General features: G+C 52.5%; 24 protein-coding genes and 3 pseudogenes. 22 read left to right on the plus strand and 5 right to left on the minus strand.

Translation table 11 applies throughout. The features are described 5' to 3' along the window. From HMPREF1508_RS10115 to HMPREF1508_RS10850, 3 genes and pseudogenes are all read left to right on the plus strand, one after another. Nucleotides 1-170: pseudogene (locus HMPREF1508_RS10115) on the plus strand (IS256 family transposase); the annotation flags it as partial. A 32-nt stretch (nucleotides 171-202) separates the two neighbouring features. Beyond that, nucleotides 203-358, plus strand: a complete 156-nt coding sequence (locus tag HMPREF1508_RS01225) for a hypothetical protein (protein ID WP_006906243.1) — start codon at nucleotides 203-205, stop codon at nucleotides 356-358. A gap of 131 nt (nucleotides 359-489) precedes the next feature. Continuing rightward, a complete protein-coding gene (locus tag HMPREF1508_RS10850; RefSeq protein WP_044958718.1) occupies nucleotides 490-747 on the plus strand; it encodes a PF20097 family protein in 258 nt (85 codons plus the stop codon). A 28-nt stretch (nucleotides 748-775) separates the two neighbouring features. On the opposite strand, the gene HMPREF1508_RS01235 is transcribed toward HMPREF1508_RS10850, so the two are convergent. Together HMPREF1508_RS01235 and HMPREF1508_RS01240 are read right to left on the minus strand one after the other, a co-directional pair. Further along, on the minus strand, nucleotides 776-1,324 hold the full coding sequence (locus HMPREF1508_RS01235) for a DUF308 domain-containing protein (protein ID WP_006906241.1): 549 nt from the start codon (nucleotides 1,322-1,324) through the stop codon (nucleotides 776-778). 50 nt (nucleotides 1,325-1,374) lie between these two features. Beyond that, nucleotides 1,375-2,457, minus strand: coding sequence for a ribonuclease H-like domain-containing protein (locus HMPREF1508_RS01240; protein WP_044958720.1), 1,083 nt, complete (start codon nucleotides 2,455-2,457; stop codon nucleotides 1,375-1,377). Nucleotides 2,458-2,787: 330 nt separating this feature from the next. Between HMPREF1508_RS01240 and rsxC the strand changes: the two genes are divergently transcribed. The 6 genes and pseudogenes from rsxC (at nucleotide 2,788) to HMPREF1508_RS01270 (ending at nucleotide 8,162) form a co-directional block, all read left to right on the plus strand. Continuing rightward, a complete protein-coding gene (rsxC, locus tag HMPREF1508_RS01245; RefSeq protein ID WP_044958722.1) occupies nucleotides 2,788-4,137 on the plus strand; it encodes an electron transport complex subunit RsxC in 1,350 nt (449 codons plus the stop codon). Nucleotides 4,138-4,147: 10 nt separating this feature from the next. Further along, nucleotides 4,148-5,095, plus strand: a complete 948-nt coding sequence (locus HMPREF1508_RS01250; RefSeq protein WP_334291382.1) for an RnfABCDGE type electron transport complex subunit D — start codon at nucleotides 4,148-4,150, stop codon at nucleotides 5,093-5,095. Next, on the plus strand, nucleotides 5,092-5,721 hold the full coding sequence (locus HMPREF1508_RS01255) for an RnfABCDGE type electron transport complex subunit G (RefSeq protein ID WP_242834475.1): 630 nt from the start codon (nucleotides 5,092-5,094) through the stop codon (nucleotides 5,719-5,721). Before HMPREF1508_RS01250 ends, HMPREF1508_RS01255 begins: the two co-directional genes overlap by 4 nt. Then, nucleotides 5,721-6,530: pseudogene (gene rsxE, locus HMPREF1508_RS01260) on the plus strand (electron transport complex subunit RsxE); the annotation flags it as partial. The gene HMPREF1508_RS01255 and the pseudogene rsxE, both read left to right, overlap by 1 nt. A gap of 201 nt (nucleotides 6,531-6,731) precedes the next feature. Next, nucleotides 6,732-7,313 (plus strand): electron transport complex protein RnfA, encoded by a 582-nt coding sequence (locus tag HMPREF1508_RS01265; RefSeq protein WP_006906234.1) that lies wholly within the window; start codon nucleotides 6,732-6,734, stop codon nucleotides 7,311-7,313. A 2-nt stretch (nucleotides 7,314-7,315) separates the two neighbouring features. Continuing rightward, nucleotides 7,316-8,162, plus strand: a pseudogene (locus tag HMPREF1508_RS01270) (RnfABCDGE type electron transport complex subunit B). A gap of 193 nt (nucleotides 8,163-8,355) precedes the next feature. Here HMPREF1508_RS01270 and HMPREF1508_RS01275 read toward each other — a convergent pair. After that, nucleotides 8,356-9,402, minus strand: coding sequence for an FAD:protein FMN transferase (locus HMPREF1508_RS01275; protein WP_044958726.1), 1,047 nt, complete (start codon nucleotides 9,400-9,402; stop codon nucleotides 8,356-8,358). A 72-nt stretch (nucleotides 9,403-9,474) separates the two neighbouring features. On the opposite strand from HMPREF1508_RS01275, the gene HMPREF1508_RS09560 reads away from it, so the two are divergent. The 13 genes from HMPREF1508_RS09560 (at nucleotide 9,475) to HMPREF1508_RS01340 (ending at nucleotide 22,208) form a co-directional block, all read left to right on the plus strand. Beyond that, nucleotides 9,475-10,158, plus strand: coding sequence for a 5-formyltetrahydrofolate cyclo-ligase (locus tag HMPREF1508_RS09560; RefSeq protein ID WP_084640171.1), 684 nt, complete (start codon nucleotides 9,475-9,477; stop codon nucleotides 10,156-10,158). Next, entirely contained in the window at nucleotides 10,159-11,763 is a 1,605-nt protein-coding gene (gene miaB / locus HMPREF1508_RS01285) for a tRNA (N6-isopentenyl adenosine(37)-C2)-methylthiotransferase MiaB (protein WP_242834476.1), read from the plus strand. Further along, entirely contained in the window at nucleotides 11,756-12,145 is a 390-nt protein-coding gene (locus HMPREF1508_RS01290; protein ID WP_049906811.1) for a NusG domain II-containing protein, read from the plus strand. The genes miaB and HMPREF1508_RS01290 overlap by 8 nt, the downstream gene beginning before the upstream one ends. 165 nt (nucleotides 12,146-12,310) lie before the next feature. Continuing rightward, entirely contained in the window at nucleotides 12,311-12,826 is a 516-nt protein-coding gene (locus HMPREF1508_RS01295; protein ID WP_044958728.1) for a Gx transporter family protein, read from the plus strand. 2 nt (nucleotides 12,827-12,828) lie between these two features. Then, nucleotides 12,829-13,428 carry a Holliday junction branch migration protein RuvA gene (ruvA, locus tag HMPREF1508_RS01300; protein ID WP_044958730.1) on the plus strand — a complete coding sequence of 200 codons (600 nt, stop codon included), beginning with the start codon at nucleotides 12,829-12,831 and terminating at the stop codon, nucleotides 13,426-13,428. A 60-nt stretch (nucleotides 13,429-13,488) separates the two neighbouring features. After that, nucleotides 13,489-14,493, plus strand: a complete 1,005-nt coding sequence (gene ruvB, locus HMPREF1508_RS01305) for a Holliday junction branch migration DNA helicase RuvB (RefSeq protein WP_006906226.1) — start codon at nucleotides 13,489-13,491, stop codon at nucleotides 14,491-14,493. Nucleotide 14,494: 1 nt separating this feature from the next. After that, on the plus strand, nucleotides 14,495-15,166 hold the full coding sequence (zapA, locus tag HMPREF1508_RS09565; RefSeq protein ID WP_049906814.1) for a cell division protein ZapA: 672 nt from the start codon (nucleotides 14,495-14,497) through the stop codon (nucleotides 15,164-15,166). Continuing rightward, the gene (locus HMPREF1508_RS01315; protein ID WP_044958732.1) at nucleotides 15,159-17,357 is read left to right on the plus strand and encodes a U32 family peptidase; all 2,199 of its coding nucleotides are present in this window, start codon (nucleotides 15,159-15,161) and stop codon (nucleotides 17,355-17,357) included. Before zapA ends, HMPREF1508_RS01315 begins: the two co-directional genes overlap by 8 nt. Beyond that, nucleotides 17,357-18,712, plus strand: coding sequence for an FtsW/RodA/SpoVE family cell cycle protein (locus HMPREF1508_RS01320; RefSeq protein WP_044958735.1), 1,356 nt, complete (start codon nucleotides 17,357-17,359; stop codon nucleotides 18,710-18,712). Before HMPREF1508_RS01315 ends, HMPREF1508_RS01320 begins: the two co-directional genes overlap by 1 nt. A 10-nt stretch (nucleotides 18,713-18,722) precedes the next feature. Then, nucleotides 18,723-20,345 carry a penicillin-binding transpeptidase domain-containing protein gene (locus tag HMPREF1508_RS01325; protein ID WP_049906815.1) on the plus strand — a complete coding sequence of 541 codons (1,623 nt, stop codon included), beginning with the start codon at nucleotides 18,723-18,725 and terminating at the stop codon, nucleotides 20,343-20,345. Nucleotides 20,346-20,464: 119 nt separating this feature from the next. Further along, a complete protein-coding gene (locus HMPREF1508_RS01330; RefSeq protein ID WP_156923152.1) occupies nucleotides 20,465-20,779 on the plus strand; it encodes a hypothetical protein in 315 nt (104 codons plus the stop codon). Continuing rightward, nucleotides 20,776-21,756, plus strand: a complete 981-nt coding sequence (locus tag HMPREF1508_RS01335) for a hypothetical protein (RefSeq protein ID WP_044958739.1) — start codon at nucleotides 20,776-20,778, stop codon at nucleotides 21,754-21,756. Before HMPREF1508_RS01330 ends, HMPREF1508_RS01335 begins: the two co-directional genes overlap by 4 nt. Nucleotides 21,757-21,767: 11 nt before the next feature. Then, nucleotides 21,768-22,208, plus strand: coding sequence for a GerW family sporulation protein (locus HMPREF1508_RS01340; protein ID WP_044958743.1), 441 nt, complete (start codon nucleotides 21,768-21,770; stop codon nucleotides 22,206-22,208). A 156-nt stretch (nucleotides 22,209-22,364) separates the two neighbouring features. Here HMPREF1508_RS01340 and HMPREF1508_RS01345 read toward each other — a convergent pair whose 3' ends face one another. Both HMPREF1508_RS01345 and rpmB read right to left on the minus strand, forming a co-directional pair. Beyond that, on the minus strand, nucleotides 22,365-24,467 hold the full coding sequence (locus HMPREF1508_RS01345; RefSeq protein ID WP_044958745.1) for a sodium-translocating pyrophosphatase: 2,103 nt from the start codon (nucleotides 24,465-24,467) through the stop codon (nucleotides 22,365-22,367). Between the two features lie 255 nt (nucleotides 24,468-24,722). Continuing rightward, nucleotides 24,723-24,908, minus strand: a complete 186-nt coding sequence (rpmB, locus tag HMPREF1508_RS10780; RefSeq protein ID WP_083790727.1) for a 50S ribosomal protein L28 — start codon at nucleotides 24,906-24,908, stop codon at nucleotides 24,723-24,725. Nucleotides 24,909-24,917: the final 9 nt, after the last annotated feature.

Consider the following 24,917-nt stretch of genomic DNA (forward strand, 5'->3'; position numbering starts at 1 on the left):
TTTCGTTATCTGAGATATTAAATACAATGCCCACAGATAAGAGTATAGCCGCCATATATAAAAAGATGAGTGAGAAGCAAAAACTAGAAAAAAGTCTTTCGATATGGGGCGATGCTATCGTCTGGAGTGACTTCCATAAGGTGGGTAGCTTCTATGATCAATGGGATTAGCTATCAACACGTTTTGTCCTATAACCCCCAATATGGTAAATGAAAAGCGCCTGCTGCGGCAATTTCAGAGACTGGTATCCATTGACGCGGAGTCCTGGCAAGAGAGGGACATGGCCAGGGTGACCAGGATTCTTCTTGAGATGGTGAAGCTCTCGACAAATATGGAGTATGAATACGCCGAACTGTAAGCTGAAAAGATTGGATTAGTTATCATATTACAAAATCTGAAGACAGCTGAATTGAAACCATATAAAATATTTCTAATAGAACTAGAGAGATATTAAATAATATTCAGTGTAAAAAATGGAGGATAATACCCATGAGAAAATGCCCAATTTGCGGAAACGAGGCGGAAATCGGCTGGGTTATTCCTGATCGACTTGGCATGAAGTGGATCCCCGATGGCGGAAATCTGATTGAAAAGACAAAAAAATCAATACAATTAACGAGCAACCTGACCAATATGAATCTGAAATCCTATGTCTGCAGGAGCTGTCACCTGTTTTTCGCAGACATTCCGGACCAGAAATACGCGAGGCTTTTCCCAAATGTAAAAGGAAAAGACCCCACATCATGAAATGCGAATTTGCTGCAGTGAAGGGAATTTATGATTTTTGATCCCCATCGGCTCCCTCTTCGGAGGGAGCTCTTTCTGTCTTCGTGCGGCTGCGCTCTGCCCACATGAAATCCAGGGTGTCGAAGATCATCTCAAAGCCGACTAGGCGCACATGGAACTCAAAATGATGGAAGGGGTCGAAGAGGAGCATGGCGGCAAAGATGAAAGAGAGGAACAGCATAATAGCCTGAGGAATCGTGATCTTCCTGCCGTTGAGGATCTCATCGATTTCATAAGCCCCCTCGCGCAGGGATATGATACCCCATGTGATGCCTATTGTGACAAGAGCCTGCTGCGTTTGAAAGAGGATGACCGCACCCAGGATCAGATAGAGAAGGGAGGTCCCTGTGTGAATATGATGGGTCCTGTAGAAGTGATGCATAAAGAGGTCAAATGCTCCGTAGAGAAGCATAAGACCGCCGATCAGCTCAGAGGCATAGCTTGTGATCTGCCCGGGAAAGAGAATCAAGAGCAGACCGAGCAGGGCGAAGGCATAGATCTGTCTGTTGTGTCTGGCGCCGCGAAGAAAGCGTTTCATGAGTTTCTCCTTCTGTGTCTGATCGCAGGTTACGGGCAGCGTGTACGCTGTTACTTATAGCTTTCGATGGAGTGCAGAATGGACTCCAGGTGTCTCTGTATAAATTCTTCTGACTTTGTTTCCGGAAATTCCAGATAAGTCTGACGGCTCTGTGGATGCTCGCGGAAGACAGGGAGTCCCTCCGGCTTCATGACAAAGTCGTCTATGGGGAAAAAGAGCCCTTCCTTCTTGACACAGCAGTTCTGACGGGTGGCCTTCTTCAGACGGGAGGAATCAATGCTTGAGGCGAGAACCTTGGGGATCACCATATCCTCTTCGGGGAGGTAGTAGTAGTCAGCCGGATGATCCAGCTCATAGCGCATGCGTGTCCTTCGCAGGGGGATAGAGGCATGAAGTTGATTCTTCTCCAGAATCATATAGACAGATTCGGACTGCACCCGGGCTATTGCGGGCAGGGTCAGATTTAATCTGGCGCTCAAAATCATCTCCCGGTCATTGGATTGGATATCAGTCAGGCTTACTTTAGCCTCTTTCAGCTTCTCATAGGAGAGAAGGCCAAGCAGAGGGTACATGTTGAAGACATCGTCGTGATTGTGCAGGGCCAAAAGTGACTCTGACTCTGAGGCCCTGTTCCGGCAATAGTCCTGATATACATCGATCAACTGTCCTCCGCTGTACTTGTCCTTGCGCTCGATATGCAGAGCCTTCTCAATGGACTCCTGTTTATAAGAGGGCAAATGCAGAATGGCACGATATTTTCTGGCGGTTCGATAGAGGTCAATGGAGATAAGCTGCCGCAGGGGAAGATTCACGCCGGACCTTCGGGCGCGGCTTTCCAGAAAAGGCAGGTCAAAGGCCTGGCCGTTAAAAGTGACGATGGAATTCTTGTCCGAGAGATAGTCGGCGAAAGCGGCCAGAATCGCCGGCTCCTGGGCAGGCGTCTCGGCGAAGAACTGGGTCAGAAGCAGCTGGCGATCCCGACGGACAGCGCAGCCGATCAGGTAGATGGAGCAGAATTTGGCTGAAAAACCGGTGGTCTCAATATCCAAAAGAAATGCTCCGGGGTCAAGAGCCTGATATTCACTTGTTTCTTCCTGTCCATCCAAAGAGAGAGCATCTGTCCAAATTTTCATAAAAACATTCTAACATGAAGGGGCGGAAAGGATCCGAAAAATAAGCCAAAAAATATAAATCAAAAAGATGAAGCAAAGGCGAGAAGAAAATTCCCCGAAAGATCAAAATAAAACAGAATCCGTAAAATAGGATCAGATTAAAAAACACGCACAAAAGAGGGTCTGAGTTCATGAAATAGGAAGTATAAAAAGTTAGGCATATATAACAAAAAACGTCGGAGAAATCAAGAGATGTTTTCTGAAAGATACAAAAAATCATCCGAGGAAAGATGCCAGAAATCGGCAGAATGCTATAATAAACACAGCTTATATTTTATGGGAGGACTAAGTATGTCTTTAAACACATTTAAGGGCGGCGTGCATCCGATCGAGGGGAAGGATCTCTCGAAGGACAAGCCGGTCAAAGAGCTGCTTCCCGGTAAGGAACTGGCTTTCCCCCTCTCCCAGCACATCGGCGCTCCGGCCAGGGCCATTGTGGCTGCCGGTGACACCGTGCTGAGGGGCCAGATGATTGCGGAGGCCGGCGGATTTGTCTCCGCCCCCATCTACGCCTCTGTGTCCGGAAAGGTGAAGGGAATTGAGCCCCGTCTGGGCGCGGCCGGAGCTGTCGGCGACGCAATCATTATCGAGAATGACGAGCAGTACCAGGAAGTCGATTTCACAGAGTGTGATGAGGTTGATTATCTGAGCAAAGAGGAGATTATTGACAAGATCCGCACGGCCGGCGTTGTCGGTATGGGCGGCGCGGGCTTCCCAACCGCGGTTAAGATGTCTCCCAAGAATCCGGATGAAATCGATACAATCATCGCCAACTGCGCGGAGTGTGAGCCCTTCCTCACTTCCGATTATCGTCAGATGATGGATCATCCGGAGGAACTGGTTGAGGGAATGCGCATCATCCTGCAGATCTTTGGTAAGGCCAGGGGCTTCTTCGGCGTGGAGAACAACAAGCCCGACTGTATTGCCAAACTTGAGGAGCTTGTCAAGGATGAGCCGCGCATGAGTGTGATTCCTCTCAAGACCAAATACCCACAGGGAGGTGAGCGGCAGATCATATATGCCTGCACCGGCCGGGCTATTAATTCCAAGATGCTTCCCGCTGACGCGGGCTGCATCGTAGACAATGTGGCCACCATATGTGCCATTTACAAGGCGGTTCGCTTCGGCATTCCCGTTATTGACCGTATCTTTACGGTGTCCGGCGACGCGGTTGCTGAGCCGCAGAACTTCCACATCCATATCGGTACCTACATGGATGAGATCCTTGCCGCTGCGGGCGGGACCAATCAGGAGGTGGCCAAGTACATCTCAGGAGGCCCCATGATGGGCTTTGCCATGTACGACACCCATGTCGCCAGCACCAAGACGACGTCCGCCCTCCTCGCCATGACGGCAGAGACCTGCGTCAGCTATGAGGCGTCCGCCTGCATCAACTGCGGCCGCTGTGTCGAGGCCTGTCCGGAGAACCTGATTCCCTGCCGCCTGGCCGACTACAATGACCGGGGGCAGAAGGAACTCTTTGAGCAGTGGCATGGCCTTGAGTGTATCGAGTGCGGATCCTGCTCCTTTGTGTGTCCCGCGAGAAGACATACCGCGCAGAGCGTGCGTCTGATGAAGAAGCAGGTGATGGCGGATAAGCGAGCCGCGGCTGCCAAGGCTAAGGCAGCGGCTGCCAGGTAGGAGGTGAATCGTGAGTAATATGTTGAATGTGACCTCATCTCCTCATGTGAGAGATAAGATGAGCACGCGCACCATTATGCAGTGCGTGATTTTGGCCCTGATGCCCGCCAGTATCTTTGGCGTCTATAACTTTGGATGGTATGCCCTCTTTCTGATTTGCATTACCATTGCGACAACGGTCTGCTCAGAGTGGCTATATAACAAAATCACCCATCACAAGAACACAACGGGAGATTATTCCGCTGTCCTGACCGGCTTGCTTTTGGCCCTGAATCTTCCCCCGACACTTCCCTGGTTTGAGGCGGTGATCGGCGGTCTCTTTGCCATCTTTGTTGTCAAGATGGTCTTCGGCGGTCTGGGGCAGAACTTCATGAACCCTGCTCTTGGCGCGAGATGCTTCCTTCTGATCTCATTTGCCGGTGATATGACCAAGTTCGCTTTTGACGGACAGACCGGTGCGACGCCTCTTGCCATCATCAAGTCAGGCAATGGCAGCGTGAATCTTCTGTCCATGTTCCTGGGGCGCATCGGAGGGACGATCGGTGAGACATCTACCCTCTGCCTCTTGATCGGAGCTGTCTTCCTGATTGCCATGAAGATTATTGACTGGAGAATTCCTCTGGTCTATATCGCGACCTTTTCGGTCTTCGCCCTTCTCTTTGGAAAGCACGGCTTTGACCTGCTCTTTTTAGCGGAGGAAATCTGCGGCGGAGGTATCATCCTGGGCGCCTTCTTTATGGCAACTGACTATGTCACCAGTCCTGTGACGCCTATGGGAAGAATTGTTTTTGGAGTTGTTCTTGGTATCTTTACCGGTCTCTTCCGATTCTATGGATCGAACGCAGAGGGCGTTTCCTACGCGATTATTCTGTCCAACCTGCTCGTTCCTCTGATTGAGAGATGGACGGTGCCCATGGCATTTGGTCAAGTGAAGGAGAAGAAGGGAGGCGCACAGTGAACCGTATTGTACATGATGCTCTGATACTGACCGGTATCACTCTGATCTCCGGTGTTTCCCTCGGCTTTGTCAACAACATTACCGAGATCCCGATTAAAAATGCTCAGGAGGCAGCGACCAAAAAGGCCTATAAAGAGGTCTACGCGGACGCGGCCGACTTTAAGCAGATCGACGGATTTGACTCAGAGGAAGATGCCTCGAAAAACAAGGCCTCCGCTTACATTCATGAGAATGGTTTTCCGGACGACGATATCAAAAACGCGGTTGAGGCTGTTGACAGCTCAGGCAATAAGATCGGTTATGTCGTGACCGTAACCTCTCATAAGGGATATGGCGGAGATATCACCTTCTCTGTCGGTATCAAAAATGACGGAACCCTAAACGGTTATTCTATTACGACAATTTCTGAGACAGCCGGTCTTGGCATGAAGTCTACAGAATCAAAGTTCAAGGATCAGTTTAACGGGAAGAAGACGGATAAGGCCCTTGAGGTCGTTAAGGAGAAGCCCTCTGCAGACAATGAAATCCAGGCCATATCCGGCGCGACGATCACCTCTCGCGCTGTGACCATTGGCGTCAATTCAGGTGTGGCCTATGCCAGGAGTCTGATGGGAGGTGACAAGTAATGAACAAGCCAATCGAGAGATTAGTCAATGGAATTTACAAGGAGAATCCCACCTTTGTACTGATGCTTGGAATGTGCCCGACACTCGCGGTCACCACATCCGCCGTCAACGGAATCGGAATGGGACTCTCTACCACAGCGGTATTGGCCCTGTCAAATCTGATCATCTCAGCACTGAGAAAAATCATCCCTGACCGCGTGCGCATGCCCGCTTATATTGTCATTGTCGCATCCCTGGTAACGGTGGTGCAGATGCTCCTGCAGGGCTACGCGCCGGCGATTAATGACGCGCTGGGCATTTACATTCCCCTGATCGTTGTAAACTGCATTATCCTGGGACGCGCGGAGTCCTATGCATCCAAGAATCCTGTCATTCCTTCTTTCTTTGACGGACTTGGAATGGGACTTGGTTTTACCTGTTCGATCACTGCGATCGGCCTTGTCCGTGAGTTCCTGGGCGCAGGCCAGCTCTTTAAGATGCAGGTCCTTCCTCTGGCGGATACAGGAAAGATCGGCTATACCCCGATTACGATTTTTGTCCTGGCCCCGGGCGCTTTCTTCATTCTTTCCATCCTGGTCGCAGTGATGAATGTGGTCCGCAAGAAGGCGGATGCCAAGGGCAAGCCCCTGCCTCCGGCCCAGGGCTGTGTCTTTACCGGAGACTGCAAGAGCTGTTCTCTGCAGGATCAATGTCATGGTATGACGCCTGCCACGGTCGAATTTACTGAGGCCGAGAAGGCCAAGGCAGAGAAGATGAAGGCGGCTCTTGAGGCTAAGGCCAAGGCAAAAGCTGAAGCTGAGGCAAAGGCAAAGGCTGAAGCCGAGGCTAAGGCTGAGGCGGAGACCGAGACTAAGGCTGAGGTTGAGATTGAGGCTAAAGCTGAGACTGGAGTCAAGACCGAGACTAAGTCTGTGTCTGAGACAGAAGCGAAAGCTGAGATTGAGCCCGAGCCCGAGGCTGAAGACAAAGACCAGACTCTGGCCAGGGAAGACTGAGGGAGGTGAGCGAAAATGGCTTCTTTACTTTTGATTTTTATTGCGGCATCCGTTGTAAACAATGTCGTGCTCAGCCAGTTCCTGGGTCTCTGCCCCTTCCTTGGGGTATCCACGGACGTTAAGACCGCGGCAGGTATGGGAGGAGCGGTTGTATTTGTCATCACCATTGCGTCTGCGGTGACGGGAGCGATATACACACTGATTCTCGGCCCCAATAAGCTGGACTATCTGAATACGATTGTGTTCATTGTTGTAATCGCCGCTCTGGTACAGTTTGTCGAGATGTTCCTGAAGAAGAATGTCCCGGCCCTTTACCGGTCTCTCGGTGTTTACCTTCCCCTGATCACAACCAACTGCGCTGTTTTAGGCGCGGCTTTAAATATCGTTCAGTATAAGTACAATGTTCTGCAGGGTGTGATTTACGGAGCCGGTGTGTCGGTCGGATTTTTGATCGCCATTGTAATCATGGCCGGTATCCGGGAGAAAATTCAGTTCAATGACTTTCCTGAGCCATTCAGGGGAACGGCTTCCGTTCTTGTGACGGCAGGTCTGATGGCAATTGCATTCTTCGGATTCTCCGGGATGATCGGGAGGTAAGTATGACTGGAATAATTCTTGCAACAGTAGTTGTCGCCGGAGCCGGCGTCATTGTCGGCTTCTTCCTGGGCTTTTCCGCGGAGAAGTTCGCTGTGGAGGTAGATCCCAAGGAGGCGGCTGTATTTAGATGTTTTGCCGGGCAATAACTGCGGCGGCTGTGGTTACACCGGATGCGCCGCTCTTGCCGCGGCAATCGCCAAGGGCGAGGCCCCGGTCAATCAATGTCCCGTCGGAGGGGAACCCGTCGCGGCCCAGGTCGCTGAGATCATGGGCGTCTCCGCGGACGCCGCTGAGAGAGAAGTGGCCTTCGTCCGCTGTTCCGGAAACTGTGAGAAGGCGGAAGATCAGTATGAATATCAGGGACTTATGGACTGCGTCGCCGCGTCTCAGCTTCCCGGCGGCGGAGCCAAGGCCTGCAGCTATGGCTGCCTCGGTCTCGGGACCTGCGTTCGGGCCTGTCCCTTTGACGCCATTCATATCGTAGATGGGATCTCCTTTGTCGACCGTGAGAAGTGCAAGGCCTGCGGCAAGTGCGTTGCGGCCTGCCCCCGCGATATCATAGAGATGATTCCTTATGATTCCTCTTACGCGGTATCCTGTATTTCAGAGGATAAGGGACCAAAGGTCGGCAAGGTCTGCAAGGCCGGCTGTATCGCCTGTCATATGTGTGAGAAGGCCTGCGAGTACGACGCGGTACACGTCGTCAACAACATCGCTCATATTGACCAGTCCAAGTGTGTCGGCTGCGGCAAGTGCGCGGACAAGTGTCCCAAGAAGGTCATTCTCATGCAGAATGTACCGCTGGCAGAGCAGAACCGGGCAAAGCGCGCCGAAGCGGCACAGGCCTGATATAATTTCTGCTCCGATGTATCAACACATAACGGATATACCGGGCGGAAGGTCACGCGCCGCCGGATTTTTCTTATCAGAGAACCATAGAGACGAGTTCTTATCTTTTTTTAGAGGTAAGAACTCGTATTTTATAAACGAAAATTTATTTATGAATGGAAGTCTATTTATAAACAGAAATCAGTCAGGATGCCTATTGGCTGATCTCGCGGAAGGGGATCTTTTTTCCAATGCCTGAGCTATAGGAGATATGGTTGTCCCGGTCGATGAAGACGGCCTCCACGCCGTCCAGGGATTCGATGAATTTGATTCCCTCATCCTTACCCTTGAGATAGGTGATGGTCGAGAGGGCGTCCGCCTCCGTTGACTCCTTGCAGATGATGGTGACGGAGGACAGGTCGTTCTGCTCCGGGTAACCGGACTTGAGATTTAACATGTGGTGATAAATGGTTCCGTCCTCCCCCTTAAAGTAGCGCTGGTAAATACCTGAGGTCACGGCCGTCTGGTCATTGAGCTTGACAGAGGCCAGGACATCTCCGTCCTGATCGAAGGGCTTTTGGATACCGATCTCAAAATCGGTCTTGTCCGGCTTCTGGCCGATGACTAAGACGTTGCCTCCAAGGTTGATTAAGCCGCTCTTTACTCCCTGGGAAAGCAGGTATTCCTTCATCTTGTCGGCGATATAGCCCTTGCCGATGCCGCCGAGGTCAATGGCGGTCTGATCATCATCCAGCATAACTTTATTGCCGTCGATTTTGATCTTATCGCAGCCGATATGAGAGAGAAGGGGGCGGATCTGATCCTGAGACGGGATCTGACCCTTGTGGTCATTCTCCGCCGCGTCGGAGATATTCCAGAGAGAGGAGAGCTTGCCGACAGTGATGTCGAAGCTTCCTGAGGACTCCTGAGAATAGCGGATGCCGTCCTTTAAGACCTCGATCGTCGCGGGGTCAACTTCAACCCAGCTTTTGGGGTTGGCGTTGATCCGGTTGATATCGCTGCCCTCCTTCTGCATGGAGAGCAGATTATCGTATTTTTGGGCCAGAGCGAAGGCACCGTCGAAATTCGATTCTTTTTGTCCGTCCTGTCCGTAGAGAGTCAGGTTGATGATCGTATCGAAATAGAAGCCCGATTTCTGATAGGGCTCACTTTTCTGAGCGCTGGCGCAGGAACAGAGGACCGGTGCGGCTGTCAGGGCGAGGAGACTGAGCGGGACTATTTTTTTTAGGGCTGTTTTCATTGAAACCTCCGTATGGAACATTCTGTTAGTCCTGTATAGCATAATCCGAAACGTACTCAAGATACAAGAAATATGGTAAACTTTCTTAGGTATGTACGCCGCCTTTTCACAGGTGTGCACGCTGCTTTTTTAGAGGATGATATGAATATCTGTCAGGAGATTGAAGAACTGCGCAGGCATATGCGTCAGATGAGAAAGAGGATCCCTGCCCAAACAAGAACGCTCTGGTCACAGGATATCTGCGGAAATCTGGATGAGCTTTTGGATTCCATAAAAGAGCGAAGGGAGGGCAGGCCCCTGCTTGTCTTTGCCCCCATGGATGAAGAGATTAACCTCTGGCCCTGGATTAAGAAGTGCTGGGAGGAAGGAAGAGAGCAATACTTTCCGCTGACGAAAGAGGGAGAGCTCAGATTTTATCCGGCCTCCTCCGTCTTTGATCTTGAGCCTGGGCTCTGGGGAATCAAAGAGCCGGTTCGAAGAGATAATCCCTATCAATCCGGCTTTGCTATCGCCATTGTTCCGGGACTGGCCTTCGATGTCAGCGGCAGTCGGGTCGGTTATGGAGGCGGCTATTACGATCGCTTTTTACGGGAACACAAAGACTTGATTCGAATCGCCGTCGCCTATCGTTTTCAGATCTCTGATGATCCAATTCCTCAGGCGGACTGGGATCAGAAGATGGACTATATTGTGACGGAAGAAAAATGGATTGACTGCAGTCGTTGCCGATCGGGAGTTCTCCTGAAAGGATTGTAAATGAACCGAGAATTACATGAGAAATTTACCGCCGCCGCAAGAGAGGGCGGCGTAAAGGACCTTTTAGAACCCGCTTTTTCCACGGGAAACGACCTGTTTTCCGAGGATCCCGCGGCATGGAAGAAGGATGAGGAGACCGCGCGGGCCAGCCTGAGCGCCAGGATCGCTGAGATAGATTACGACTCCTCTGTGGCCCCCCAGGAGGAGCCTCTGCGCCAGTACTATTTTATGGAGAGGGCCAGACGTCTGGTCAAAGCCAGGGAAGAGGAGGCCGGCCGCAAGCTGACCTTTTGCGTCACGACCTTTGGCTGTCAGATGAATGCCAGGGACTCGGAGAAGCTGCGGGGGATCCTGGAGAAGATCGGCTATGTGGAGAAGGAGTCGGAGGAGGCTGACTTCGTCATCTACAACACCTGTACGGTCCGTGAGAACGCGAACAACAAGGTCTATGGCCGGCTCGGATATCTGCACGGTTTCAAGAAGACCAATCCAGGCATGATGATCGCCCTCTGCGGCTGTATGATGCAGGAGGACGTCGTTGTAGATAAGATCCGGCAGTCCTATCGCTTTGTCGACCTGATCTTCGGGACGCACAATATCTATAAGTTCGCTGAGCTGGCATATGAGGCCCTGCAGGCGGATCAGATGATTATCGATATCTGGAAGGATGCGGATCGAATCGTGGAGAATCTTCCGGTTGAGCGCAAGTACTCCTTTAAATCCGGCGTCAACATCATGTTCGGCTGCGACAACTTCTGTACCTATTGTATCGTCCCCTATGTCCGGGGCCGTGAGAGAAGCCGTCGGCCGGTTGAGATTATTCGGGAAATCGAGCGATTGGTTGACGACGGAGTGGTCGAGGTCATGCTTCTGGGACAGAATGTCAACTCCTATGGGGCGGGCCTGGAGGATCACATGAGCTTCGCTCAGCTCTTGAGTGAAATTGAGAAGATTGAGGGTCTCGCCCGCATTCGCTTCATGACATCCCATCCCAAGGACCTGTCTGACGAATTGATCGACGTCATCGCCGCTTCCGACAAGATCTGCCATCACGTGCACCTGCCGCTTCAGTCCGGATCCTCACGCCTGTTGGCCCGCATGAATCGAAGATACACCAAGGAGTCCTATCTGGCCCTGGCTGACCGGATCCGAAAGCGCATCCCCAATGTATCGATCACAACGGATATCATCGTGGGATTTCCAGGGGAGGAGGAAGAGGACTTTGAGGATACCATGGATGTGGTCAGGCAGGTTGGCTATGACTCGGCCTTTACCTTTATCTATTCGCCAAGAACCGGGACTCCGGCGGCCAAGTGGGCCAGGGAGGATCAGACCCCGGCATCTGTGGTAAAGGACCGCTTCGACCGCTTGCTGGCTCAGACGCAGAAGGACGCGCGCAATCGGGCCGCCGCTTATACCGGAAGTATACAGGAGGTTTTAGTGGAGGAAGTCAACCACCAGGACCCTGCTCTTGTCACCGGCCGTATGGGCAACAATTCGACGGTTCATTTCCCGGGCGGCGCCGATTTGATCGGCAGACTGGTTCAGGTCAGACTGACTGAATGCAGGGGATTTTACTATATTGGAGAGCAGATCCGTGTTTGAAAAGGGTTACATCGCTAAGCGTGACATTGTCGTTATCGTCCTTCTGTTGGCCGTTTCCTTTGCCTTCTTCGCCTTCTGGGCCTTCAGGCACAGCAGATCGGGCGGGAGGATTCGAATTGAACAGAGAGGCACCCTTTTAGGAGTCTACGATTTGGATAAGGATCAGGTAATTTTGATTCGCGATTCAAACGGAAACGTGATCAATCAGGTGACGATTGAGGGAGGAAAGGCGCATATGTCCGAGGCTAACTGCCACGATCAGCTCTGTGTCAAACAGGGTAGAATCAATAAGGTCGGTCAGTCCATTGTCTGTCTTCCCAATCGGGTTGTCATTACTGTGATCAGCGGAGATAAGAATTCCATGGATTCCGTTGTCAAGTAGGAGAGCCGACGACAGGATATGTTTGCGAATGTTTGAGATTCCCCGTCAGACAGGAGATATGGAGCAGGGACGAACTCTTAGGATATTCTTGCTGGCTAAGAAGTCAGCTGACAGCACATGGTATCTGTTTAGGGAATAGCTTGGAAGGTAAGGAGAGGAGGCTGTATGAATCGAAGAAAAGTCCCGGTTATGGGAGTGCTCCTGGCCCTGGCTTTAGTTTTTTCCTATGTGGAATCTCTGATCCCCTTCTACTTTGGCGTGCCGGGCATGAAACTGGGACTGACCAACACGGTTGTCGTTTTAGTCCTCTATCTCTATGGGGCTCCCATGGCGCTTCTGATTTCGTTCCTGCGAATCATCCTGTCCGGCTTTATGTTCGGCAATGCTTTCTCTATCGCCTATTCCCTCGCGGGCGGACTGCTCAGTTTCTTCTGTATGTATCTGGCCCGCCGTTTTTTAAAGCTGCGCATGATCGGCGTTTCGGTCGTGGGTGGCTTTACACATAATGTAGGCCAGATCTTCATGGCGGTTTTGCTGGTCAACAATTACAATGTGCTCTTTTATCTGCCGGTACTCATGATCGCGGGCTGTCTGACAGGAGTTCTGATCGGAATTATTGCCGCCCTGATTCACGATCGGATCAAGCATATCGCGGTTTTGTCACAGACAGGGGAGGTGTGACGATGTTTTCCTATATTCAGGGAAGAGTAGAAGAAATAAACCCGGAAGGGATCGTATTGGATCATGATGGCATCGGCTATGAGATCGGACTTCCTCAGTCCAGTCTGTCCCAGCTTCGAAGGCAGATGCAGCTTCGCGTCTACACCTATCTCCAGGTGAGAGATGATGGCTTTTCTCTCTTCGGTTTTCTCAAGAGGGAGGATCTTGATCTCTTCAAACTCCTGATCGGGGTGGGAGGAATCGGCCCCAAGGGAGCCCTCTCGATTCTCGGAGTTCTCTCCGTAGATCAGCTTCGTTTTGCCATTGCGGCCGGAGATGATAAGACGATCGCGCAGGCGCCCGGTATTGGAAAGAAGACGGCGCAGAGGGTGATTTTAGATCTCAGGGATAAGATCGATTTCACGCAGACACTGGAGGCCCAGCTGGATTCAAAGGCAAGTGATCGCTCCTCCGACGATATCAGGGGAGAGGCGATCCTGGCGTTAAACGCCCTGGGATACAGCTCCGCTGAGGCCCTGCAGGCCATCCGCGATCTTGATATATCCTCCATGAGTGTCGAGGATCTGATCAGAGCAGGTCTGAAGGAACTCGCCCTGCGGTAATTCAGCTTCATCAGAGGGCCTTTCACAAACGGAGGTCAGGGAAAGAGGGAGTCCGAGAATATGGAAAGACGTATCATCAGTACAGAAATTCAGGAGGAAGATCAGGCCCAGGAGTTCTCCCTGCGGCCCAGGAAATTATCGGAGTATATCGGACAGGAGAAGGCCAAGCAGTCTCTTGGAATTTATATTGAGGCGGCCAAAAACCGGGGGGAATCTCTGGATCATGTCCTCCTCTATGGACCGCCCGGCCTGGGAAAGACCACCCTGGCAGGGATCATATCCAATGAGATGGGGGTCAATGTCAAGATCACATCCGGACCGGCAATTGCCAAGCCGGGAGAGATGGCAGCGATCCTGTCCGGCCTGGGAGAGGGAGACATTCTCTTCGTCGATGAGATCCACAGACTCAATCGGCAGGTGGAGGAAGTCCTCTATCCGGCAATGGAAGATTACGCGATCGACATTATGATCGGAAAGGGGCAGTCGGCCCGGTCCATTCGCCTGGACCTCCCCCATTTCACCCTGGTGGGGGCGACCACCAGAGCAGGTCTCTTGTCTGCCCCGTTAAGGGACCGCTTCGGGATCATTCATCATCTGGAATTCTATACCCCCCAGGAGTTATCCGTCATCATCAGGCATTCGGCAGATAAGCTCGGCGTCACGATTGACAGGGAGGGGGCTTATGAGATGGCCAGGAGGTCCAGGGGAACGCCACGTCTGGCCAATCGACTCTTAAAGAGGGTGCGTGACTACGCGGAAGTAGAGTACGAGGGGAAAATCACCAGGGAGGTGGCCGGGGAGGCTCTGGATCTGCTGGAGGTTGATAAGATGGGGCTTGACAGCAATGACCGCCTGATTCTCATGACCATCATCGAGAAGTTTGACGGGGGCCCGGTCGGACTGGATACCCTGTCGGCGGCCATTGGAGAGGACGCGGGAACCATCGAGGAGGTCTATGAGCCATATCTGGTGAAGAACGGCCTGATCAACCGGACCCCGAAGGGAAGAGTGGCGACAGACCAGGCCTATCATCATTTCGGTCAGAAGAGAGAAATGGAGGAGTGAGATGTCTGATAAGAATGTACAGGAAGTGCTGATCGACGGGAAAATCTATCGGCTGGGCGGATATGAGTCTCAGGAGTATCTGCAGAAGGTTGGCGTCTATATCAATAATCTGCTGGATCAGATGAGGGAGATGGACTCCTGGCGCAAGCTCTCCGGAGATGAGCGCCATGTTCTGACCCAGATTAATATTGCCGACGATTACTTTAAGGCGCAGAAGAGGATCGAGGAGCTGGAGGACGAGGCGCTTGCCAAGGAGAAGGAGCTCTATGAGCTCAAACATCAGCTGGCCTCGCTTCGGGTTCAGTATGACGAGCAGGAGAGCCAGCTGGCCAAAAAGGACCAGGAGCTTGCCGCCGCGGCCAGAACGATTCAGGAGCAGACCGAAGAACTGGGAAAAGGAATTTCCGCTGTCAAGAGAGCGACCAAAATGGCCGGAACCAAGGACAAGAGCACAGACCCTGCTAAAGGTGACGCGGACATCAAGGCAGAGCGCAAAAAAACAGGCCGCGGCGGAACAGAGACAGCCAGATTACAGGAAATTGCCGAGGATAAGAGCCTGGACGATATGCAGATGTCCTTTGATGATCTGACCGCGAATCCCGGGGCCGGCGCGCAGTCTCATGAGAGAGACACACAGGCCTCCGAGAGAAAAGCGAAGAAGAACAATGAGTGAAAAGGGTCTGGAGCTCCTCTCCCCTGCGGGAAGTCCACAGATCGCCAGGGCAGTGATCAATGCCGGAGCAAACGCCATCTATTTTGGCGGAGATCGCTTCGGGGCCAGGGCTTACGCAGCCAATTTCAGCGCGAAAGAGGGGGCGGAGATCATTCGTTACGGGCATCTTCATGGGGTGAAATCCTATCTGACCATCAATACTCTTCTTAAGAACATGGAGGTTGAGCGCAGTCTCTATGACTATGCAAAAGCCTACTATGAGGCGGGCGTGGACGGGATCTTAGTTCAGGACCTCGGGGTCTTTGGTCTGCTCAAGGACTCTTTTCCGGGACTGGGACTGCACGCCTCGACGCAGATGACGGTCAGTAATATCTATGGGGCCAGGTTTCTGCAGGAGCAGGGCTTTGAGCGTCTTGTTGTCAGCCGCGAGGTCTCCATTGCGGAGATGGCCCGGATTCATGAGTCCTGTCAGGCGGACCTGGAGGCTTTCGTTCATGGAGCTCTCTGCGTCTGCTATTCGGGCCAGTGCTATATGTCATCCATGTTCGGCGGCAGAAGCGGCAATCGGGGGCGCTGCGCTCAGCCCTGCCGTCTGCCCTATACTCTGCTCGGCGACGATGGCAAAAGAATGCCCCTTGCCGGGCCCTATGCCCTCTCCATGAAGGATCTCTGCGGCCTGGAGGACATTCCGGCGCTGGATGCTGCCGGTGTCTACTCTCTGAAGATCGAGGGACGCATGAAGCAGATGTCTTATGCCCTGGGTGTCGTTCGTGTCTATCGATCCATGATCGATCAGTACCTGGAGAAGGGGGCCAAAAACTATCGCGTCGACCCGAAGACGGTTGAAAGACTCCTGGATCTCGGCAACCGCAAGGGCTTCACGGATGTCTGGCTGCACGAGAACAATTCCGCCGACATGCTCACATATACTGAGCCGTCTCACCAGCATAAGATCAGTCAGGTCGAGGAGGAAGAGGAGAAAAAATATCTCCTGGACGGAGAGTTGATATTAGAGGAGGGAAAAGCCCTGTATCTTCAGGCCAGTGTCCGCGGACATGCGGTTTCTTGTCAGCTTGGGGGGGAGGAGCTTGCGACAGCGGGCAGGCAGGCTGCCGAAGAGACCTCTGTCGCCAGCAAATTTCTTCAGCTGGGAGGCACTTGCTTTATGCCCGGTGATTTTACGGTAAAGGTGATTGGCAGACCCTTTGTGCCTGTGTCTGTTCTGAAAAAAATCCGGCGAAGGATGCAAGGGGAGCTGGAAGAGGGGCTGATCGCCGAGCAGATGGGGCAGGATTTCACGAGGGCGCAGCTGCAAAGAAGGGCCAGGCCCTTTCTTCCCCTGCCAAAGCCCGCGAGATCAGATGGAGGCGGACAGAAATTCCTCTCTGCCTCTGTTATGGATCGAAAACAGCTTGATCAACTGATCGGCAATCAGGAAATTTCAGCCATCTACTGCCCGGCTGAGCTTATTCTCGGGATGTCTGAGGAAAGCTGTGAGCGGATGCGGATTCAGGTCAGAGAGAGCGGGCAGAAGTTCTATCTCTTCATGCCGCAGATCTTTCGCATGCAAAGCGAATCCTGGATAAAGGGGCTTTTGTCCGATCGCGCGGCTGCATGGATCGACGGCTTTATGGTCTCAAGCTTAGATGCCCTGGGATATTTGCGTGAGAAGGGAATTGACGCAGATAAGATCATTTTTGATTATCGCCTCTACACCATGAATAACCGGGCTCTTGCCCGGGCCAGATCCTGGGGCTGTCATCACCTGACAGCCCCTGTGGAACTGAATCGGGCTGAGCTCATGCATCGGGATAATGAGGATGGGATCATCTGTGTTTACGGGCATTTGCCGCTGATGATCACGGCAAACTGCCTGGTCAAAGACAGTATGGGCTGTGACCACAGGGCCCATCATCTGTCTTTAGAGGATAGCAAGGGCGTTCGCATGCGGGTTTTAAACCGCTGCGACTCCTGCTACAATCTAATCTATAATCATTTGCCCACAATGCTTCTGGATCAGATTCCGGAGCTGGCCTCTTTTGGCTTCCGGGAATTCCGCCTGGATTTCAGCACAGAGAGCCCGGATCAGATGAGAAAGATCATTGCGTTTGCCTGCCGCTCTGTGAGAGGGGACAGGCTTGTCTGGAAGAAGGACTATACCAGAGGGCATTATCGCAGAGGAGTGGAGTAATGGGATATATTGTCGCATCCATTTCAAGATTTTCACTGGGACTGATGATGGTCCTCTATACCATTGAGGCCTTTCGCTCGCTCTTGATGGATACCCGGAGTCAGGAGGCCAGGCGCCTCTTTAACCGACAGACCATACTGATCTATCTGACTCTGATCAATGGCGTGATCGTTTTGTATGTGCAGCAGTTTGATTACAAGATCCTGCTGGCCAGCCTGGCTGAGTTGGGAATCATTACAGCTGCCATGATTCTATACAAGTATATCTACGCGGGAGCTTCTTACTCTCTGGTCAATCACATGTGCATGTTTTTGACCATTGGCTTTCTCATGCTGGTTCGACTCAAGTTCTCTCTGGCCAAAAAACAACTGATGTTTTGCGCGATTGCCCTGATTTTCTCGGCGATGATTCCGGTTCTCTTTGAGCGCTTTCGCTTCTTTAAGACAATCAAGTGGTTTTATGCCATCATCGGCCTGGGAATGTTAAGCGTGGTGACCCTGCTGGGAAATCGAACCTTTGGAGCCAACCTCTCAATCAGCGTTGCCGGGATTACGATTCAGCCTTCTGAGCTGGTCAAGATATTCTTCGTCTTTTTCGTCGCCAGTATGCTGCAGGTTTTGCCTCTGGAGGACAGAGATCCCTTTCGGATTCATATCCACAGGCCTGATTTCAAGATTGTCTTCATCACATCTTGCGTCGCGGCGGGGCATATTCTGGTTCTGGTCGGGGCCAAGGACCTCGGCTCCGCGAGCATTTTCTTTCTCTGCTATCTGGCGATGCTCTATGTGGCGACAAGAAAGCCGGGCTATTTTATTCTGGGACTGGGGGCCTTTGCCCTGGCGGCTCTCGTGGGATACCGGCTCTTCCCCCATGTGCAGCAGAGAGTTGAGGCCTGGCAGAATCCGGTGAAGTCTTTCGATGGGTCAGGCTTTCAGATGAGCCAGTCCCTCTTTGCCATTGCCTCCGGTGGCTGGTTCGGGTCAGGACTTGGCCAGGGAATGCCGGATAAAATCCCGGTCGTGACCAAGGATTTTATCTTCGCGGCCATCTGCGAGGAGTTCGGCGGAATCTACGCCCTCTGTCTCCTGCTCCTTTGCATTGCCTATTTTCTGGCCTTTATGCGGATTTCTCTTCGCATGAGAGATCCCTTCTACAAGATTGTTGCCTGTGGCCTGGGGGTCACCTATGCCATCCAGGTCGTTCTCATGATCGGCGGAGTCATCAAGTTTATCCCCTCGACCGGCGTCACCCTGCCCTTAGTCAGCTACGGGGGATCTTCCCTGCTCTCGACCATACTTATGATTGCTGTGATCCAGGGACTCTACTGCAGGCAGTCCGACCGGGAGCACCTGTAAGGAGGCGAATATGTCAAGAGAGAAGAATCAATTGCACAGACCGGGGCTGCACAGGGCCGATCCCTCTTCGGGCAGATCAGGGGGGCGCCCCAAGGAAGAGGGCGCTCCTTCAGGCTCATACCTTCAGGCAGGAAAAGAGGGAACGGAAGGCCAGAATGCCTCAGCGGCAAATCAGGGGAGAGCCCCTCTTGCCGGGAAGACAAGTCGGCCGAAGCGCCGCCTGCGCAGAAGCAACCTGCATGCGCCGGTCATTCACAACACGGAGTTCACCGTGATTTCTTCGGTCTTTGTTGCCCTTTTTATCGCGGTAGGGGCCTATTTTATCCATTTCATGGTACAGGAGGGAGATTATTACAGAAATAACGCCTATAATCCCCGCCTCAGTGTGGCGGAGGCCAGAGTGACGAGGGGGGATATCCTCTCCTCGGACGGCAAGGTCTTAGCCAGCAGCAAGGACGGGAATCGCTCTTATCCCTTCGAGGATGTCTATGCCCATGCCGTTGGATATAACAGCAACGGCAAGGGCGGAGTCGAGCTGCAGGAGAACGATACCCTGCTCAGGTCTCATGTCTCCCCTGTCCGCCGGATCCAGAACCTTTTCGCAGGCAAGAAGGACCAGGGGGATAATGTCACCCTGACCCTGGATTCTAAGATCCAGCAGGCGGCCTATGGTGCGATCGGAAATCACAAGGGAGCGGTTGTTGTGCTGGATCCTGACACGGGAAAGATCCTGGCCATGGTCTCCAAGCCTGATTTCGACCCTAACAAGCTGGAGAAGAACTGGGACAAGCTGTCCACGGACAAGGATCAGGCAGCCCTGGTCAACCGGGCCAATCAGGGACTCTATCCCCCCGGATCTACCTTTAAGATTGTGACCAGCCTGGCTTATCTCAGACAGAACAATGGATCTGACCATAATTTTTCTTATGACTGCACGGGAACATTCAGCAAGGACGGATACACCATTCACTGCTTTGGCAATGAGAAGCACGGCCGGGAAAATCTGACCCAGGCATTCGGGAACTCCTGCAACACGGCTTTCTCGAATGTGGGCCTGTCCTTAAACTATGAGCAGTGGAAGCAGACGGCAGGGGATATGCTTTTTGATACGAATCTGCCGACAGACTTAAGTAACAGCGCGATCAGTAAGTTTCAGCTGGCAAAAAGCGACGGAGCCGCGGCAATCATGCAGACAGCAATCGGCCAGGGAAATACGCTTGTGACGCCCATTCACATGGCGATGCTGGCTTCCGCAGTCGCTAACGGGGGAAAGCTGATGCGAACCTATATCAAGGACAAGGTGACTTCCGAGGACGGATTGCCGGTTTATTCCGCGGAGGCCCGACAGGCAGGTCAGCTCATGACATCAGCCGAGGCAGATCAGCTGAAAAGCTATATGCGGTATGTTGTGACCAACGGAACAGCCAGGTCGATCAACAGCAAAAGCTATACCATCTATGGAAAGACGGGCACGGCGGAGTATAATAGTGAAAAGGACTCTCACTCCTGGTTCGTTGGATTTGCGGAACAGGATCAGAAGAAGGTAGCTGTTGCCGTGATCCTCGAGGAGGTCGGCGGGACATCAACCTCGGCGACATCCGCGGCGGGGGCCGTTTTCAAGGCCTGTTTCTGATCACTGTGAATTCTGATCCTTGTGCGTGAAGAAGCTCTGACTGGAGTGGAGGGTCAGTCGGTTCTAATCCAATGGAGCTTGAAAGTAAGAGATGTTTCCCGGCAAAGGGGGAGGGACAAGTGCATATTTTAAAAAAGATATACTGCAGTCCCGATCTGGTCGGGGTCAAACGGGTCACAGGCCTGCAGAGATTAAAGCATCATCGGCTGAAGCCCTATTACTTTGTTCTGTTAGACTGTCCCTCGACAGAAAACCAGCTTGAGATCTACAGCGGGCTGGAGTGGAACCGGGGGCGTCTTGATGACCGACGTGTCCTTGGCCTGGCCAGTAATTTTATCAGCGCCAGACTCCTGATCCTTGGCATGGTGAAAGAGAGTCTTTCTATGGGATACGAGGGGAGCCTGAAGAGATTGTTCGAGGAGGAGAGACTATGATATTACTTCTCATCCTCAAGTGGACAGGAATCATCCTTCTGGCGCTTCTTCTCTTTCTTTTCGCCTGTCTGCTCTATCTGGTCATTTTCCCCATGCATATTCGGGCGAGCGGCGAGGGAGACAGCAGAGATAAGAGCCTGGATCTGCGCCTGTCGGTCAGGGGATTTCTCTATTTTCTGGGGCTGGACCTGGTTCGCGCGACGGGAGAAGAGGAGGCGAGCATACGGGTCAGTCTTCTCTGGGGTCTGCTCACTCTCTATCAGAGGCCCAAGGCCGTCAGACGAAAAGAGCCCGGGGAACAAAATCCTGAGGACAAGGTATTAACGGAGAAAGTTACAGGGCAGACGAGCCGGCTGAGCCAGGAGGCCGGAAAGCCGCAGAAAAAAGAGGCGAAGAGGCAGTCGTCCCGGGATGCCGGGAATACAGAAATTCAGAAGAAGCAGGAGATAAAGGAAGAGATCAGCCAGCCGGTTCGAAATATTGGGAATATAGAATCCCAAAAGAAGCTGAGAAAAAAGACAGGAAGCCGGAGAAAAGAGTCCGGACAGAAGGAGAGCATATCTGATTCGGGCGCCCATTCAGGAAAAGGAAAGGATGCGGCAAAGAAGATACGAAGTATTCTCAGCTTTATCCGCCAGGAAGAGAGCAAGAAGAGCCTGAAATTTCTCTGGAAGAGATTGAAAAAACTCCTTCGCGGTTTTCATCTTCGCCTGAGAGATACACGGGTCACTTTTGATCTGGATGATCCGCAGAATACGGCCTACCTCGCCGGCTTGCTCAGCCTCTTGCCGGTGATTTACCAGAAGAACGTGTCGATCCGCCCGGATTTTGTCAGTGAGGAGATCTATCTTTCCGGTGTATTTTGCCTGCGAATGCGCCTGGCCCTGCGCAGTTTTCTCTGGGCCGCAATACGAATCTTCTTGAATCGGGATTGCCGTAAGTCGTATCATAGGATCAAGGAAATACTGGATGAGTAAAGGAGACAGCAATGGCAGCTAATGAAGGTATTAAATCCTCTGTGGCCAGTATGATCAATGGCCTGGATCAGTTCGTTTCTTCCAAGACGGTTGTGGGCGACCCCATCCACATTGATGACACGATTATTATTCCCCTCGTGTCTGTCTCCTTTGGAATGGGGGCCGGCTCTATGGGAACCAGGGACTACCAGGCAGGAGGCATGGGAGGACGCGTCTCTCCAAATTCGGTGATTGTCATTCATAATGGCATCACCCGCTTGATTAACATATCGACGCATAGCGGAATGGACCGCATTCTGGACATGGTTCCCGATTTTGTCGACCGCTTTACAACAGCCAGAGCTGACAAGAAAGATAAACAGGACAGACAGGACAAAAGCCTGTCCGAGACGGCCAGAGACAAGGCGGCCGAGGCGATCCGCCAGAAGGTCTCACAGAAGGACCAGAAGTAAGAAGGAATTTCCAACAAGGCTCCTCGCATAAGAGAAGGCACCCTGACAGCGGTTTGGTTTCGCTGTCAGGGTGCTTTTTACAATAACAGAGAGAATGATCACTGTAAGGAATCACATGAGTATATGTCGGACAGACACAGGTTCCACTGTGAGAAATCACATGAAGAAGCCGGTCAGATGGAAGGCGACGATCAGTCCGGAGAAGACGATGGAAATCGTAGAGCAGAGCTTGATCAGAATGTTCAGAGACGGACCGGAGGTGTCCTTGAAGGGGTCCCCCACGGTATCCCCGACAACGGCCGCCTTGTGGCTCTCGGACCCCTTGCCTCCGAAGTTGCCCTTCTCAATGTACTTTTTGGCATTATCCCAGGCGCCTCCGGCATTGCTCATAAATACGGCCATGGCAAAGCCTGTGACAGAGACTCCGCCAAGGAGTCCTACGACTCCCTCGCAGCCCAGGATCAATCCGGTGAGGATGGGAACAATGATTGCCAGAAGCGCGGGAATGACCATCTGGCGAAGGGCGCCCCTGGTGCAGATAGCAACACATCTGGCGTAGTCCGGATCCGCAGTCCCTTCCATGATTCCCTTGATCTGGCGGAACTGACGCCGTACCTCGCTGACGATGCTCTGGGCGGATATCTGGACGGCGCTCATGGTATAGGAAGCGAAGACAAAGGTCAGCATGGCGCCGACAAAGAGGCCGACAAGTACCTGGGGGTTGGTCAGAGAGAGATCCATCAGCTTTTTCCCCGCGGCGGCGAGCTTGTTGTCGGCAATGGAGACGTAAGATACCAGCAGGGCAAGCGCTGTCAGAGAGGCGGATCCGATGGCAAAACCCTTGCCGGTAGCGGCCGTTGTGTTGCCGAGAGAGTCCAGAGCGTCCGTGCGCTCACGGACGACTTCCGGAAGACCGGACATCTCAGCGATGCCACCTGCGTTGTCCGCCACAGGACCATAGGCATCGGTCGCCAGCGTGATGCCCAGCGTTGAGAGCATGCCGACTGCGGCGATACCGATTCCATAAAGACCCTGATTATAGTTGCCGTACCCGCCGGCCGCGATAAAGGAGATGATAACCGCTGCTGCGACAATCAGGATGGAGGACATTGTGGACTTGAGGCCGAGGGAGATACCGCCGATAATCAGCGGTCCGGTGCCGCTCTGAGCGGAAGCGGAGAGCTCCTGCGTGGGCCTGTAGCTATCGGATGTATAGTATTCGGTGAAGTAACCGATTGCTGTTCCTCCGGCAAGTCCGCACAGAATCGATACATAGACGCCCATATTCCCAAGGATCACATAGGTAAGGGGCGCGGCGAAGAGCGCTGCCAGGATCGCCGCGGAGTAGGTTCCTCTGCGAAGGGAGCCCAGCAGAGCCTTCTGGTCTGTATTTTCATCCGTTCGAACTAAAAAGGTCCCAAGAACGGAGCAGAGGATACCGGTCACTGCCAGAGCCATGGGAAGGAGCATCCCCCGGTAGCCATAGCCGGCCAGGGGGCCGAGAGAAAAGGTCGCGAGAATGGAACCGACGTAGGACTCGTAGAGATCGGCCCCCATGCCGGCGACGTCGCCGACGTTATCGCCGACATTGTCAGCGATGGTAGCGGGGTTGCGGGGATCGTCTTCCGGGATGCCCGCCTCAACCTTGCCCACCAGGTCGGCTCCGACATCGGCGGCTTTGGTGTAGATGCCGCCGCCGACACGGGCGAATAGAGCCATGAAAGAAGCTCCCATCCCGTTCATGACCATGATGTTTCCAAGATCCGTCGGGTCAGAGATTCCGAAGATAAAACGCAGTAAAAAGAACCAGCAGGAGATATCCAGTATGCCGAGTCCGACGACGGTAAAGCCCATGACGGAACCGGAGGCAAAGGCGACACGAAGACCCCGGTTGAGACTTTTTGACGCCGCGCTGGCAGTGCGGGAATTGGCCTGGGTAGAGATTTTCATTCCGATATATCCGGCCAGCATGGAGAAAATGCCGCCTGAGAGAAATGCGAATGGAGTGAATTTGGAGAGCATAGACCCATTGGTTCCAAAGGCCATGAGCAAGAGGATGACAAAGACGATCGCGAAGATTCTGGCGACGGTGGCGTATTGCTGTTTCAGGTAGGCGTTCGCGCCCTCGCGGATCGCGGACGCGATTTTCCTCATCCGGTCATTGCCCTCCGGGCAGGCCATAACGACAAGGCGGCGACTCTGCGCGAAGAGCAGGGCGACAAGTGCTCCGATAAATCCAATCAGGAAAAACAGTTCCATATGCAGACCCTCCTTATTATATTATGAACAACTGCTTCTGCCCGCGATGCAGCAGAAGCTACTGCCTGTATAAAATGATACTGGCTGCAAAAGAGGATGGCAAGATGCTCGTTAAATGAAAAAAAAGAAAGATGATCTTTGAAAGTCACTGAAAGTAAAAATAAAAGATGGTCATCGAGAGTAAAAAGGATGGTCGCAGAAAGTAAAAAAAGACCCGCGAATTTCTTCGCGGGTCATAAATCCGAAGGAATGATTTTATGCGCGTTCAACTGCACCGGAACGCAAGCATGAAGTACAGACATAAGCCTTCTTCGGGGTACCGTTCTCAATAATGCGAACAGACTTGACATTGGATTTCCACATTCTGTTTGATCTTTTATGAGAATGGCTCACTTTAATACCAAAATGAGCGCCCTTACCACAAACTGCACACTTTGCCATCGTCAGACA

This window comes from Shuttleworthella sp. MSX8B (genome assembly GCF_000524295.1).
In the GTDB taxonomy this organism is placed as follows: domain Bacteria; phylum Bacillota; class Clostridia; order Lachnospirales; family Lachnospiraceae; genus Shuttleworthia; species Shuttleworthia satelles.